The 14274-nt window shown below is 65.4% G+C and carries 16 protein-coding genes; 6 read left to right on the forward strand and 10 right to left on the reverse strand.

Annotated features, from left to right (window positions below):
- Window positions 1-8: 8 nt before the first annotated feature.
- The 5 genes from VB734_RS00800 (at window position 9) to VB734_RS00820 (ending at window position 6506) form a co-directional block, all read left to right on the forward strand.
- Window positions 9-2024, forward strand: a complete 2016-nt coding sequence (locus VB734_RS00800) for an NAD(P)H-quinone oxidoreductase subunit 5 (protein WP_322781979.1) — start codon at window positions 9-11, stop codon at window positions 2022-2024.
- Window positions 2025-2113: 89 nt separating this feature from the next.
- Window positions 2114-3796: an NAD(P)H-quinone oxidoreductase subunit 4 gene (locus tag VB734_RS00805; RefSeq protein ID WP_416223681.1), complete on the forward strand. Its 1683-nt coding sequence runs from the start codon at window positions 2114-2116 to the stop codon at window positions 3794-3796.
- A 153-nt stretch (window positions 3797-3949) separates the two neighbouring features.
- Entirely contained in the window at window positions 3950-4324 is a 375-nt protein-coding gene (locus tag VB734_RS00810) for a LapA family protein (protein ID WP_197166158.1), read from the forward strand.
- A gap of 69 nt (window positions 4325-4393) precedes the next feature.
- Window positions 4394-5272, forward strand: coding sequence for a segregation/condensation protein A (locus VB734_RS00815; protein ID WP_197166167.1), 879 nt, complete (start codon window positions 4394-4396; stop codon window positions 5270-5272).
- Window positions 5273-5321: 49 nt separating this feature from the next.
- Complete coding sequence (locus VB734_RS00820; protein ID WP_197166169.1) at window positions 5322-6506, forward strand: nucleotidyltransferase family protein; 1185 nt, start codon at window positions 5322-5324, stop codon at window positions 6504-6506.
- Here the strand turns inward: VB734_RS00820 and VB734_RS00825 are convergent.
- On the reverse strand, window positions 6487-7407 hold the full coding sequence (locus tag VB734_RS00825) for a methylenetetrahydrofolate reductase (protein ID WP_197166171.1): 921 nt from the start codon (window positions 7405-7407) through the stop codon (window positions 6487-6489). The genes VB734_RS00820 and VB734_RS00825 overlap by 20 nt on opposite strands.
- Window positions 7408-7485: 78 nt before the next feature.
- Here VB734_RS00825 and VB734_RS00830 point away from each other — a divergent pair, with 78 nt between their 5' ends.
- Complete coding sequence (locus VB734_RS00830; protein WP_197166173.1) at window positions 7486-7755, forward strand: helix-turn-helix domain-containing protein; 270 nt, start codon at window positions 7486-7488, stop codon at window positions 7753-7755.
- 57 nt (window positions 7756-7812) lie between these two features.
- Here the strand turns inward: VB734_RS00830 and VB734_RS00835 are convergent, their stop codons facing one another.
- The 9 genes from VB734_RS00835 to VB734_RS00875 all read right to left on the reverse strand — a co-directional run.
- Window positions 7813-7998, reverse strand: coding sequence for a hypothetical protein (locus VB734_RS00835; RefSeq protein ID WP_197166175.1), 186 nt, complete (start codon window positions 7996-7998; stop codon window positions 7813-7815).
- 51 nt (window positions 7999-8049) lie between these two features.
- Entirely contained in the window at window positions 8050-8598 is a 549-nt protein-coding gene (locus VB734_RS00840) for a CYTH domain-containing protein (protein ID WP_197166177.1), read from the reverse strand.
- Between the two features lie 62 nt (window positions 8599-8660).
- Window positions 8661-9620, reverse strand: a complete 960-nt coding sequence (locus tag VB734_RS00845; RefSeq protein WP_197166179.1) for an NAD(+) kinase — start codon at window positions 9618-9620, stop codon at window positions 8661-8663.
- A gap of 54 nt (window positions 9621-9674) precedes the next feature.
- Entirely contained in the window at window positions 9675-10001 is a 327-nt protein-coding gene (gene nuoK, locus VB734_RS00850; protein WP_197166181.1) for an NADH-quinone oxidoreductase subunit NuoK, read from the reverse strand.
- A 2-nt stretch (window positions 10002-10003) separates the two neighbouring features.
- Window positions 10004-10630, reverse strand: coding sequence for an NADH-quinone oxidoreductase subunit J (locus tag VB734_RS00855; protein ID WP_197166183.1), 627 nt, complete (start codon window positions 10628-10630; stop codon window positions 10004-10006).
- On the reverse strand, window positions 10630-11241 hold the full coding sequence (ndhI, locus tag VB734_RS00860; RefSeq protein ID WP_197166185.1) for an NAD(P)H-quinone oxidoreductase subunit I: 612 nt from the start codon (window positions 11239-11241) through the stop codon (window positions 10630-10632). The genes VB734_RS00855 and ndhI overlap by 1 nt, the downstream gene beginning before the upstream one ends.
- Window positions 11242-11340: 99 nt before the next feature.
- Entirely contained in the window at window positions 11341-12462 is a 1122-nt protein-coding gene (gene nuoH, locus VB734_RS00865; RefSeq protein WP_197167154.1) for an NADH-quinone oxidoreductase subunit NuoH, read from the reverse strand.
- 90 nt (window positions 12463-12552) lie between these two features.
- Window positions 12553-13743 carry a citrate synthase gene (locus tag VB734_RS00870; protein ID WP_197166187.1) on the reverse strand — a complete coding sequence of 397 codons (1191 nt, stop codon included), beginning with the start codon at window positions 13741-13743 and terminating at the stop codon, window positions 12553-12555.
- Window positions 13744-13810: 67 nt separating this feature from the next.
- On the reverse strand, window positions 13811-14274 hold a 464-nt coding region (locus VB734_RS00875), incomplete at its 5' end, for a SixA phosphatase family protein (RefSeq protein ID WP_323242861.1).

Consider the following 14274-nt stretch of genomic DNA (forward strand, 5'->3'; position numbering starts at 1 on the left):
TGAGCTGGATGACGTCGGCTGCCGAACTTGCCTGGTTGATCCCCGTTCTGCCCCTTGCTGGGGCGGCCATCACCGGCCTCGGCCTGATCAGCTTCAATCGAACCGTCAACCGACTGCGCAAGCCGGTGGCCCTGCTGCTGCTGAGCTGTGTCGGGGCGGCCGCGGTGCTCAGCTTCGCCGTGCTGGCCGAGCAGCTGGCGGGAGCTCCAGCCACCGAGGTTCTCTTCGACTGGGCCAGCGCGGGCAGCTTCAATCTGCAGATGGGTTTCCGGGTGGATGCCCTCGGGGCCGTGATGCTCGCCCTGGTCACCACCATCGCCCTGCTGGTGATGGTCTATTCCGATGGCTACATGGCCCACGACAAGGGTTATGTGCGCTTTTTCACCTACCTGGCCCTCTTCAGCAGTTCGATGCTGGGCCTGGTCATCAGCCCGAACCTGCTCGAGATCTACGTGTTCTGGGAGCTGGTGGGGATGTGCTCCTACCTGCTGGTCGGCTTCTGGTACGACCGGGACGGTGCCGCCAACGCCGCCCAGAAGGCCTTCGTGGTGAACCGGGTCGGCGACTTCGGCCTGCTGCTGGGCATCCTCGGGCTGTTCTGGGCCACGGGCGCCTTCGGCTTCGAGGAGATCGGCTCCCGCCTGGCGGACGCCGTGGCGGGCGGCAGCCTTTCCAACGGTGCGGCTGTGCTGCTCTGCCTGCTGGTGTTCTTGGGACCCATGGCCAAATCGGCCCAGTTCCCCCTGCATGTGTGGCTGCCCGACGCCATGGAGGGTCCCACCCCCATCTCCGCTCTGATCCATGCCGCCACGATGGTGGCGGCCGGGGTCTTTCTTGTGGCCCGGCTGCAGCCCGTGTATGCCCCCTTTCCCCAGGTGCAGCTGGTGATCGCCGTGGTCGGCACGATCACCTGCTTCCTGGGGGCTTCGATCGCCCTCACCCAGATGGACCTGAAGAAGGGCCTCGCTTACAGCACCGTGAGCCAGCTGGGTTACATGATGCTGGCCATGGGCTGCGGCGCCCCGGTCGCCGGCATGTTCCACCTGGTCACCCACGCCTTCTTCAAGGCGATGCTGTTCCTGGGCTCCGGTTCGGTGATCCATGCCATGGAGGAGGTGGTCGGTCATGAGCCGGTGCTGGCCCAGGACATGCGCCTGATGGGCGGCCTGCGTCAGTTCATGCCCGTGACGGCCATCACCTTCCTGATCGGCTGTGTGGCCATCAGCGGCATCCCTCCCCTGGCGGGCTTCTGGAGCAAGGACGAAATTCTCGGGCAGGCGTTCAACACTTATCCGATTCTCTGGGTGGTGGGCTTTCTCACCGCCGGCATGACCGCCTTCTACATGTTCCGGCTCTACTTCCTCACCTTCGAGGGCGAGTTCCGCGGCAATGACCAGGCCGTTCAGGCCCAGCTGCTCAGGGATGCCGGCAAGCTCCCGCCTGGGGCGGAGGGCGAGGGTGCCGGCTATGGCCACCACGCCAGCCATCCCCATGAATCCGGCTGGCAGATGGCCCTGCCCCTCGCGGTTCTGGCGGTGCCGTCGGCACTGATCGGCCTTCTGGGCACCCCCTGGCACAGCCGCTTCGCCGGCCTGCTCGATCCCCGGGAAGCCGCCGAGATGGCGGAGCACTTCTCCTGGGCTGAATTCCTCCCCCTGGCGGGTGCCTCGGTGGCCATCTCGATCACCGGAATCACGATCGCGGTCCTGGCCTACTCGCTGCACAAGCTGGATCTGGCCACCCTGGTGGCCGCCCGGTTCCCAAGCCTCAACGCCTTCCTGGCCAACAAGTGGTACCTCGACGATCTCAACGACAGGCTGTTCGTGCGGGGCAGCCGCAAGCTGGCGCGTCAGGTGCTTGAAGTGGACGCCAAGGTGGTCGATGGGGTGGTCAACCTCACCGGCCTGCTGACCCTCGGCAGCGGAGAAGGCCTCAAGTACTTCGAAACCGGCCGGGCCCAGTTCTATGCCCTGATCGTGTTCGGTGGTGTGATCGCCCTGGTGGTGCTGTTCAGCAGCTTCTGAGCCGGGGCACTGTGTGTGTCATCCCTTATCTGGAGGCGGCCTGAGCGGCAGGTATTTCTACACTCCGCCCAGACCTGATCCCTGCCCTCGTGCCGCTCGATCCTGCCGTTGCCACGGGCGCCCTTGGTGCCTTGAGCGACGCACCCGCCACCGTCTTCCCATGGCTGAGCGTTTCGATCCTGTTCCCGATCGCCGCGGGCCTGCTGATCCCCTTCATCCCGGATCCAGGTGACGGCAAGACGATCCGCTGGTATGCCCTCGGCGTTGCCCTGGTCACCTTCCTGGTCACCGCCGGCGCTTACATCAACGGCTACGACCCCTCCGTGGCCGGACTGCAGCTGATTGAACGGGTGGATTGGGTTCCCGATCTGGGACTGGCCTGGTCGGTGGGAGCCGACGGGCTCTCGATGCCCCTGATCCTGCTCACCAGCTTCATCACGGCCCTGGCGGTGCTGGCGGCCTGGCCCGTCACCTTCAAGCCCAGGCTCTTCTACGTGCTGATCCTGGCCATGGACGGCGGTCAGATCGCCGTGTTCGCCGTGCAGGACATGCTCCTGTTCTTCCTGTCGTGGGAACTGGAACTGCTGCCCGTCTACCTGCTGCTGGCGATCTGGGGGGCGAAGAAACGGCAGTACGCCGCCACCAAGTTCATCCTCTACACAGCCGGCGGATCGGTCTTCATCCTGCTGGCAGCCCTGGCGATGGGCTTCCATGGCGGCGGCACCCCCACCTTCGAGTACACCGCCCTGGCGGCGAAGGAGTTCGGCACACGCTTCCAGGTCCTGGCCTACGCGGGCCTGCTGATCGCCTTCGGGGTGAAACTGCCGATCGTGCCCCTGCACACCTGGCTGCCCGATGCCCACGGGGAAGCCACGGCGCCGGTGCACATGCTGCTGGCCGGCATCCTGCTCAAGATGGGCGGCTACGCGCTGCTGCGCTTCAACGTGCAGCTGCTGCCCGATGCCCACGCCCAGTTCGCGCCCCTGCTGGTGGTGCTCGGGGTGGTGAACATCATCTATGCGGCGCTCACCTCCTTCGCCCAGCGCAACCTCAAACGCAAGATCGCCTACAGCTCGATCAGCCACATGGGCTTCGTGCTGATCGGCATCGGCAGCTTCAGTGCCCTCGGCACCAGCGGCGCCATGCTGCAGATGGTCAGCCACGGCCTGATCGGGGCCAGCCTCTTCTTCCTGGTGGGCGCCACCTACGACCGCACCCACACCCTCCAGCTCGATGAAATGGGCGGCGTCGGCCAGAAGATGCGCAAGATGTTCGCCCTCTGGACCGTCTGCTCCCTGGCCTCCCTCGCCCTGCCCGGCATGAGCGGCTTCGTGTCGGAGCTGATGGTGTTCGTGGGCTTCGTCACCAGCGAGGCCTACTCCCTCAGCTTCCGCATCGTGATGGCCGCCCTGGCAGCGGTGGGGGTGATCCTCACACCGATCTACCTGCTCTCGATGCTGCGGGAGATCTTCTTCGGCAAGGAGAACACCGAGCTGGTGTCCCACACCAAGCTGGTGGATGCGGAACCACGCGAGATCTACGTGATCTCCTGCCTGCTGGTGCCGATCATCGGCATCGGCCTCTATCCGCGCCTGATGACCGACACCTACCGCGCTTCGATCGAGGCCCTGGTGCAACGCGAGGAGGCCGCCATGGCCCGGATGATTCCGGCCGGACGCCAGGGCCTGATTCGTCAGAACCCTCCCCTGGCTCTGCTCCGTGCTGGCGTGGAGCCCCATCAGCCCCTGCTGACCGCTCCTCTGCTGCCCTGAGCGAGGAGTCCAAGGGAGTTACGAAACCCTGCGGATGCTGCCCGCCCATCCCCCTGTCCAGGGGGGATGCCTACGCTCCCAGCGAGTTGGGCCCGCCCGGGCCATCAGCGCTCCAGTCCTCAACCATTCGCCTCGCCCCAAGCGTCTCGAACCATGCGTCAGCTGAACTTCCTGCTGATCTTCAGCTTTGGCCTGGCCACGGTGATGTTCACCCTGGAGAACACCACCGCCACCACGGTGCACTTCCTTCCCGGGGTGAGCGCGACGCTTCCCCTGGCCGCGATGATGCTGGTGGTGGGAGGCATCGGTGCCACCGCCGCCTGGGTGTTCGCCGTCTGGACGGGAGTCGTCAAGAAGGTGGAGCAACTGCAGGAGCAGAGCGAACTGGAGGCCCAGCAGGTGCGGATCCAGGAGCTCGAAGCCGACGTGCAGCGCTACCGGGCGACGGTGGATGCCCAGTTGAGTCTGCTGCCGGCCGCCGGCCAGAGTTCGGCCCCGAGCCCTGAACCCCAGCCCGAGGAAGCCTGATCGAGAGCACCCCGCTGGCCGTCGGGTCCCAGACGGGGTACGTTTCCGGCAGATGTGGAAGGTTCGTTCTTGGCTGATGCAGGCGCCAGGCTGGCGATTCGCCTGCTTCAGGATGCCGCCGAACGTGGCGAGATCGACCCCTGGGACGTGGATGTCATTGCCGTGGTCGACGGCTTCCTCGACCAGCTTCGCCAGAGGATCGGCGCCCCCCGGCTGGTGAGCGGACCCGGTGAGGGAGGCAGTTTCGAGAGTGATCTTGCCGCCACCAGTGAGGCGTTTCTGGCCGCCTCCGTGCTCGTGAGCCTCAAGGCCGAGATCCTCGAGCAGCAGACCCTGCCGCCGGAACCGGAACTGGAGCAGGACGCCTTCGCCTTCGACGAGGAGGACGCTGGATCCTTCGAGCTGCTCTCCTTTCAGCTGCCACGCCGTCCGGAGCGTCACCTGTTGCGGCGGGCCGTGGCACCACCGCCGCTGCAGCGTCCCGTCACCCTGGGGGAACTGATCCGCCAGCTGGAGGACATCGCCGAGCGGCTGAAGCAGGGGGACGTGAGCGGACGATCCCGGCAGCGCGGACCTCGCTACAGCGAGCGGGCGGCGATCGAGCAGGTGGCGGCTCTGGCCCATCGTGAAAAACTGCCGGAAACCACCGCCGCTCTCAGCCACTTCCTGCTGGAGTGGCAGGCCGCCAGCGACTGGGTGAACTTCGAGGTGCTCGTGGAAGCCTGGGCCGAGGCCGCCCCGGCGGATCTGGACCAGGACCGTGTCGGGGTGTTCTGGGCTCTGCTCTTCCTCTGCTCCCAGGGCAGAGTCGACCTGCAGCAGGAGGGAGGCCTCTTCGGCCCCCTGTTCCTCAGGGGTTGCTGGGAAGGCATGGGCGCTGGACCGTCAGTGCTTCCACACGGACTGGTGCCAGCTCCCTCTCCGGCTCGGGAGGCGCAGGCCGCCTGAGGGTCTTCACTAGGCTGCCTTGAATCACATCAGAAGGGGACAGGTGCCCATGAAGGCCATGATTCTCGCGGCCGGCAAGGGAACTCGGGTGCAGCCCATCACCCACACGATTCCCAAGCCGATGATCCCGATTCTGCAGAAACCCGTGATGGAGTTTCTGCTGGAGCTGCTCCGTCAGCATGGGTTCACCGAAGTCATGGTCAATGTTTCACACCTGGCCGCGGAAATCGAGAACTACTTCAGAGATGGCCAACGCTTCGGCGTGGAGATCGCCTACAGCTTCGAAGGGCGCATCGAAGACGGAGAACTGATCGGTGCCGCCCTCGGTTCCGCCGGGGGCCTCAAGAAGATCCAGACCTTTCAACCCTTCTTCGACGACACCTTCGTGGTGCTCTGCGGCGATGCGCTGATCGACCTCGACCTCACCGAGGCCGTGCGCCTTCACAAGGAGAAAGGGGCCATGGCTTCCCTGGTCACCAAGCGGGTGCCCAAGGATCAGGTGAGCAGCTACGGCGTGGTGGTCACCGACCAGGACAGCCGGGTGCTGAGCTTCCAGGAGAAGCCCTCGGTGGCCGAGGCCGCCAGCGACATGATCAACACCGGCATCTACATCTTCGAGCCGGAGGTTCTGGATCACATCCCCGCCGGCATTCCCTTCGACATCGGCGCCGATCTCTTCCCCAGGCTGGTCGCCGCCGGGGCGCCCTTCTACGCCCTGCCGATGGATTTCGAATGGGTGGACATCGGCAAGGTTCCCGACTACTGGCAGGCGATCCGCAGCGTGCTCGAGGGCAAGGTCCGTCAGGTGCAGGTGCCTGGCCGGGAAGTGCGCCCGGGGATTTTCACAGGTCTGAACGTGGCCGCCGACTGGGACAAGATCAACGTCACCGGCCCCATCTACGTGGGTGGCATGACCCGGATCGATCCCGGCGTGACGATCGTGGGGCCGGCCATGATCGGACCGAGCTGCCACATCTGTGAAGGCGCCACGATCGACAACTCGATCATCTTCGATTACTCCCGCATCGGGGCCGGCGTGCGCCTGGTGGAGAAACTGGTGTTCGGCCGCTACTGCGTCGATCGCAACGGCGACCACTTCGACCTGCAGGAAGCCTCCCTCGACTGGCTGATCACCGATGTGCGCCGCCAGGATGTGGTGCAACCCTCGCCCCAGCAGAAGGCGATGGCTGATCTGCTCGGCACGGATCTCGCCCTCAGTGCGGGTGAGAACTGACCTCCGTCAGCACCGCCCCTCCTGGCGGCGAGACGCCAGCCTCGGCCAGGATCCAGGGGATGCGCTCCTCCGCCTTCACCGCCATCAGATGAACCCCCTGGGCAATGGCCCGGTACGCACGCACCTGTTCGGCGGCGATCGCCACGCCTTCGGCCGCCGGATCCGCTGACGCCGCCAGCCTGTCGATGATCGGCTGGGGAATCGAGGCTCCCGGCACCACGCGATTGATGAAGGCCGCGTTCCGTGCCGACTTGAGCAGAAACACCCCCGCCAGCACTGGCAGTCCCAGGGGTTCGCTGATCTCGCCACAGAAGCGGCGCAGCGCTTCTGTGCTCATCACCATCTGGGTCTGCAGGAAGCGTGCACCGGCCTCCTGCTTGCGCGCCACCCGCGCCCGCAGTCCGCTCCAGCTGGTCGACTGGGGGTCGGCCGCGGCCCCTGGGAACAGAGCCGTGGGCCCATCCGGCAGCACGCCCTCCACTGGATCGAGGCCAGCATTGAGGCGGCCCAGCAACTGCAGCAGGCGCACCGACTCCAGCTCATTGACGGCCCGGGCACCCGGCTGATCCCCGGCGCCCACCGGGTCCCCGGTGAGGCAAAGCACATTGCGGATGCCGAGGGCGTGGGCACCGAGCAGATCGGCCTGGAGAGCAATCCGGTTGCGGTCGCGACAGGCCAGCTGCAGCACGGGCTCGATCCCGGCCTCGAGGAGCAGGCGGCAGAGGGCAAGACTGCTCATGCGCATCACGGCCCTGCTGCCGTCCGTGACATTGACGGCATGGACCAGCCCACGGAGCTTGGCGGCCACTGTGAGGGTGCGAGTGGGATCTCCCCCCCGCGGCGGGGTCACCTCAGCCGTGATGGCGAACTGTCCGGTCTCCAGGGCCTGGCGCAGAAGCAAGGGACAGGGGATCGCTCAGGGCCCATCATGCGTCAGCGGCCGCTGCTTACAGTGGAACCTTGGAGGGGTGGAGTCTGGATGTCCGATCGAGACAATCACATCCAGCTGCGCTCCAATCTTTCGGAACGCGAGCTGGAAATCATCGAGCGGGTCGCGACGGGCCTGACCAATCAGGAAATCGCCCTTGAGCTGATGATCAGCAAGCGAACGGTCGACAACCACGTCAGCAATATCTTCACCAAGACCGGCGCCAAGAACCGCGTGGCCCTGTTGAACTGGGCGATGGATAACGGCAAGATCTGCCGGGATGGCTTCAACTGCTGCCATTTACCCAGCGCTGAAGGCTGATTCGGACTCCGGCCATGAGCCTGATCAGGCCCCTTCAGGGCAGGGTTCCAGCTTCGATCAGACGCTTTGGGACATGCCGGCCGAAACCGTCCTCGGCAGGTACGGTACCTCGACCGTGGCGGTGAGGGACTGCAGGCTGTAGCCGTCGGGTCGAAGCCCGAACAGATCGGCGTAGTCGAGGCAATCGTCGGTGTCGCGGCCGGCGAAGCGGAGCACGCCTTGGTGGTCGTAGAGGCCGATCACGGACGGAACGGGGCGGGGAGGAGAGATTAAGGAGAAATCCTTAATGAAATCCTAGCTGATGTCGCTGTCGTTACAAAGGCCATCCGCCAACAGACTCTGCCGGTCCGCCTCGGGCCAGCAGCTCCAGGGACGTCGGGCCAGGGCCGCATTACTGAGCTCCCCAAGTCCGGTGATCTCCCGATGGCACCACGGTGGCAGCACCAGCGCCTGCTCCTCCCGCTCCAGCTCCACTTCAGCCACCACCAGAGGCGAGTTCTCCCCCTCGAACACATCAAGCACCCACTCCCCGCCGGGCAGGTCAAGCCCGTAGCGCTCCTTATGGAGGCTGGCCGAGGCCAGGCCCAGCAGCTGCCGGGCATCGGCGACGGGAATCTCATACTCGAATTCGGCCCGGGTGACGGCGGTGACGGTGGCCTTGAGAGTCAACCAGGCCCTGGCTGCCTTCGCCCCCTCGTCACGCTCGTCCTCCAGGCGCACCCGCACGGTGACCCCATCGGCTGAAGCCTGCAGGTACCCCTGGCAGAGGTGCTGCCGCCAGAGAATGTGCTCCTTCCACCCCGCTCCCCGCACGAGGAAGCGGCGCTCGATCTCCAGAGCCACCGATCCAGACCCACACACCGTCCGGCCCATCCTGGCGTCAGGCCCGTCGCCGAGTTCTGCGTTCAGTTGGCGGAGGGTTCCGAGGCGGTGAGGTCGCCGGCCCAGTGCAGCTTGTGGCTGAGGGTGCGGTAGTAGGAGGGGCTCTGCTGCAGCACCACCATCAGGGCGCAGTGGCTGGAGCGCTGCACCACGCAGCGATCACCAGGCTCCAGCATGGTGGCGTGGGCTCCGTCCTTCCAGAGCTTCACCCGCCGGCTCGGCTCCCCAAGGGGCCAGATCGCCAGCTGCGAGCGGGGTGGCACCACCACCGGCCGGCTGGAGAGGCTCATCGGGCAGATCGGGTTGACCACGATGGCATCGATTCCTGGATGGAGGATCGGGCCTCCCGCCGCCATGGCGTAACCGGTGGAGCCGGTGGAAGTGGCGATGATCAGTCCATCGCCGCGGAACTGATCCACCACCTCCCCGTCGATCTCCAGCTCCAGCACGCAAGTGGGCGAGAGCTCATCGAGGAAGGGACGGAAATAGAAATCGTTGAGCGCACGGTGCAGTCGGGCGGGCCCATCGGCGCTGGGATCCTCGGGCTCATCCCCTTCGGGAACCCCATCGCCGCGATCGACGAAGGCTTCCAGCATCATGCGGCGCTCGAGGGCGAAGCGGTCATCGCGGAGCCGTTGCCAGAGGTTGTCTTCCGAAGAGGTGGTGCTGAGCACCAGCAATTTGCGCTCATGGGTGAGGAATCCGAGGTGACCGCCCACGTTGAAGCTCAGGATCGGCACATCCAGGGGACCGAGGTGACGGGCCGCGCCCAGGACGGTGCCATCTCCGCCCAGCACCACGGTGAGGTCTGGCAGACAAGGCTCGGTGGCCAGCAGGCCCGGGAACGGGTTGGAGCTGGCTCCGCTGCTGGCGACTGTGACCTGGACCCCCTGGGAGCGCAGGTCTTCGGAGCAACGCCGTGCCTGGCGCTGAGCCGCCTGGCTGCCGGAGCGAACGATCAGCCAGACCCGCTGGAGCTGCATGGAATCAGGCGCGAATCCCGCATCGGCGGACCGTAGGGGAGAAGGCGGGCAAGGTCACCAGCGCAACAGATTGAAGCGCTCCATATCGACGGTCTCGCGGTTGCGGTAGAGGGAGAGCAGGATCGCCAGACCCACGGCCGCTTCGGCAGCAGCCACGGTGATCACGAAAATGGCAAAGACCTGGCCACGGATCTGCTGACCATCGATGTAGCTGGAGAAGGCCATCAGGTTGATGTTGACGGCATTGAGCATCAACTCGATGCTCATCAGAACCCGCACCGCGTTACGGCTGTTGATCAGGCCCCAGACCCCTGTACAGAAGAGGATGGCGGCGAGCACCAGGTAGGCCTGGAGCGGAATGTCGATGGATGTGGGAGGCATGATCAGACTTTCTCCAGCAGGGTGGTCTCGCCGGCGGGACTCTCCAGCAGCAGGGGGGTGCGTTCCTTTTCGATCAGGCCCTGATCGGCTGCTTCACCGGTGATCACATCACTGCTGAACACATCGCGACGAGCGAGCACGATCGCTCCGATCATCGCCATCAGCAGCAGCACCGAGGCCAGTTCGAAGGGCAACAGATAATCACTGAACAGATGGATTCCGATCAGCACCGTGGCGTCATCCCCGAGGGGAGTGGGCCCGGGAACCGCCCAGGGGGTGGTGAGATCGACCCGCAGGATCAACAGGAACAGACCGAGGCAGACACCCCCGGAGAGCACCCGGCGCAGAAGCAGACCGGGGATCTCGGCCATGGCCTCTTTCTTGTTCACGAGCATGATCGCGAACAGGATCAGCACGTTCACGGCGCCCACGTAGACCAGGACCTGCGCCGCGGCAACAAAACTGGCATTGAGCAGCAGGTAGAGACCCGCCACGGAGAGGAACACGCCAGCCAGCAGGAAGGCCGAATAGACAATGTTAGGCAACAGCACAACTCCCAGGGAGCCCAGCACCAGCGTGAGGGAGAGGGCGGTGAAGCAAATGAGCTGGGTGACGGACGCGATCGTCATCAGGCGTTCTCCACGGACTTGGCGGCTGAGGCCGCCATCTCGGCCTGCACCTGCTCGGGCAGCTGTCCGGCCCTCGGCCTGGAGGGATCGACGCCATGGGGATCCATTTCACCCTTGGGCAGATAGGCCAGCTCGCGCAGGGGCACCACGGCAGGATCACTGGTGACGCTGGTGGGAAGGCGGCCCAGGGCCACGTTGTCGTAGTTGAGGCTGTGGCGATCAAAGGCCGCCAGCTCGTACTCCTCAGTCATGGAGAGGCAGTTGGTAGGGCAATACTCCACACAATTGCCGCAGAAGATACAGACTCCGAAATCAATGGAGTAGTTCTTGAGCTCCTTCTTTTTCGTCTCCTTGTTCATCACCCAGTCGACAACCGGCAGGTTGATGGGGCAGACGCGAACACAGACTTCACAGGAGATGCACTTGTCGAACTCGTAATGAATCCTGCCGCGATAGCGCTCCGAGGGAATCAGCTTCTCGTAGGGGTATTGAACGGTGATCGGCCGTCGGCGCAGGTGATCAAACGTGACCGACAGGCCCTGAGTGATGTAATTGGCTGCGCCTACGGCGTCCTTGGTGTAGTCACCGACCTTTTGCAGGAATCCGAACATGGCAGGAGAGTCGGAGAGGAAGGAAGACAGGAGCTGGGGAGCTGGGACTGGGGCTCAGGAGGGACCTGAAAGTTGGACCCATGATGACCGGCGGGGGGCTCAGCCGCCGAAAAAGGCGGGGAAGGCGAGCTTGAGGCCAGCGGTGACCAGCAGATTGACCAGGGCTATCGGCAGCAAAAACTTCCAGCCCAGATCGAGGAGCTGGTCGATGCGCACGCGCGGAAGGGTCCACCGCAGCAGGATGGCGATGAACACCAGCAGATAGGCCTTCAGCACCGTCATGACGATGCCGACCGAGCCTGTGATCACCTGCACCAGCGGGGCATCCACCGGCTGGCCGAGGACTCCGGCCAGCCATTCCACAGGCAGGGGGAATCCCCAGCCGCCGAGATAGAGCACGGCCACCAGCAGGGCCGAGAGCACCAGGTTGATGTAGCTGCCCAGATAGAAGAGGGCGAACTTCATGCCGGCGTATTCCGTCTGGTAGCCGGCCACCAGTTCCTCCTCCGCCTCGGGGAGGTCGAAGGGGAGGCGCTCGCACTCCGCCAGGGCGCAGATCCAGAAGATCAGGAAGCCCACCGGCTGGCGCCAGATGTTCCAGCTGAGGATGCCGGCACCGTTCTGCTGGTTGACGATGTCAACGGTGCTGAGCGAATTGCTCATCATCACGACGGCCAGCACCGCCAGAGCCAGAGGGATCTCGTAGCTGATCGACTGGGCGGCGGCTCTCAGCCCACCCAGCAACGAATACTTGTTGTTGCTGGCGTAACCGCTCATCAGCAGACCGATCGGCTGGATGCTGCTGAGGGCGATCCAGAGGAACACGCCGATGCCCACATCGCTGATGAGCAGGTTCTGGCCGAAGGGAACCACCAGCCAGGAGAGGATCACCGGCACCAGCACCAGCACCGGACCGAGGGTGAAGAGCAGCCCGTCGGCGCGGTGAGGGATGACGTCTTCCTTGAACAGCAGTTTGAGGCCGTCGGCCATCGGCTGCAGCACACCGAGGGCACCGGCGTATTCAGGGCCGATCCGCTGCTGCACGGCGGCGGAGATCTTGCGTTCCAGCCAGACGTTGACCAGAACGCCGATGACGGCGGCCACCAGCACCAGCAGCATCGGCAGGGGAAGCCAGAGCAGATGGGCCGCGCCCTGGCTCAGGCCGAAGCCTTCCAGGGTGCTGGTGAAACTGGATTGAAGGTCAAGACCAGGACCGACCACCGCCAGAGAGGGCCAGCCGGTGGTCAGGGGAACTGGTGCCGGGTCGATCAACACCGTGACAACTCCGCAGCGCGCTGAGGTGAGGGCAACTTAAACGCCTGGCAGGGCATTGCGGGCATCCTGAGGCAACCAACTCCTGCGGCCCGGACCGGTATAGATCTGGGTGGGCCGGTAGATGCGGTTGGCTCCGAGCTGCTCCTTCCAGTGGGCCAGCCAGCCGGCCACCCTGGCGATCGCGAAGATCGGGGTGAACAGATCCCGGGGGATGCCGAGCTTGCGGTACACCAGGCCGGAATAGAAGTCGACGTTGGGGTAGATGCCCTTCGGTCCAAGCCGATCGGCGGCCACCTCCTCCACCCGCCGGGCCACGTCGTACATGGCGTCGTGACCGAAGCGATCGAAGAGCTGCTCGGCCAGGCCCTGGAGAATCACGGCCCGGGGGTCCTTGACCTTGTATTCACGGTGCCCGAAGCCCATGATCTTCTGCTTCTCGGCAATGGCCCGGTCCAGCCAGGCTTCCACCCGGTCCTCGCTGCCAATCTGCTCGAGCATGGCCAGCACGTCTTCGTTGGCACCGCCGTGGAGGGGGCCGGCCAGGGTGCCCACCGCCGAGGCCACCACGGCGTAGGGGTCGGTGAGGGTGCTGGCGGTGACCCGGGCACTGAAGGTGCTGGCGTTGAGACTGTGCTCGGCGTGCAGGATCAGGCAGGAATCGAAGATTCTGGCCGCCAGCGGATCAGGCTCCCGCTCGGTCAGCATGTAAAGGAAATTGGCCGAATAGGACAGATCGTCGCGGGGCTGGATCGGATCCTGACCCAGGCGGATCAGCTGGTAGGCGGCGACCATCGTGGGGATCTTGGCGATCAGGCGCACCACCGCCGCCTCGATGTAGGCGGGATCATCCAGGGCCCGGCGGGAATAGAACAGTCCCAGGGAGGCCGCGCTCGTCTGCAGCGCGTCCATGGGGTGCCCGTCGGCCGGGAAGCACTTCATCATGTCCCGGATGCGGAAGCTCACCCTCCGGTGCATCTGCACGTTCTGCTCGAACGCCCGCAGGTGCTCGACGGTGGGCAGCTCTCCCCAGATCAGCAGATGGGTGGTTTCGAGAAAGGTGCTGTGGGCCGCCAGTTCCTCGAGGGGATAGCCGCGGTAGGTGAGCAGGCCCCGGAGGCCATCGATGTCACAGATGGCCGACTGGGTCGCCGGCACACCCTCCAGTCCGGGACGGAAGACGGGCGCCGCTTCGGCCGCGACCCGGTTTGCATCCATCACCATCCGCATCGTCCCTGCTTCAGATCCGAAGCTAGGTCGAGGCTTCACCCCCTGCCGTAGCCCTGCTGACCAGCCCTCAGATGAGACAGGCGGGGCTGAGCAGCAGGCGCAGGCAGGCGCTGCCCGCCAGGGGGCGGTGGGCCAGGCTGCCCGGGGCAGGCAACTCGAGCAGGGCCACTCCGGACTTCTTCAGGCGCAGGGCTCCGCAGGGAGCGCCACAGAGGTGGGCGGCCAGGGCGCTGAGGTCGGGTTCATGGCCCACCAGTCCAAGGCGGCCACCTCCGGCCAGCGGGCCATCCGCTGCCAGCCATTGCTCCATCAGAGGCATCGGGTCGGCACCGGGGGCGAGTTCGGCGGCGATCGCCAGCGCAGCGCAGAGCCCCTCCTCCCTTGCGATCTGGGCCGTCTGAAGGGCCCGCACCAGTGGACTGCTCAGCAGCTGATCGCAGTGCAGCTCCAGGTCGAGCAGCCGCCGCACCACCGCGGCCGTCCGGCGGCGGCCCCGCTCCGTCAGGGGACGCTCGCCATCGGGCCGCACAC

The organism is Synechococcus sp. BA-124 BA4, from assembly GCF_034931165.1.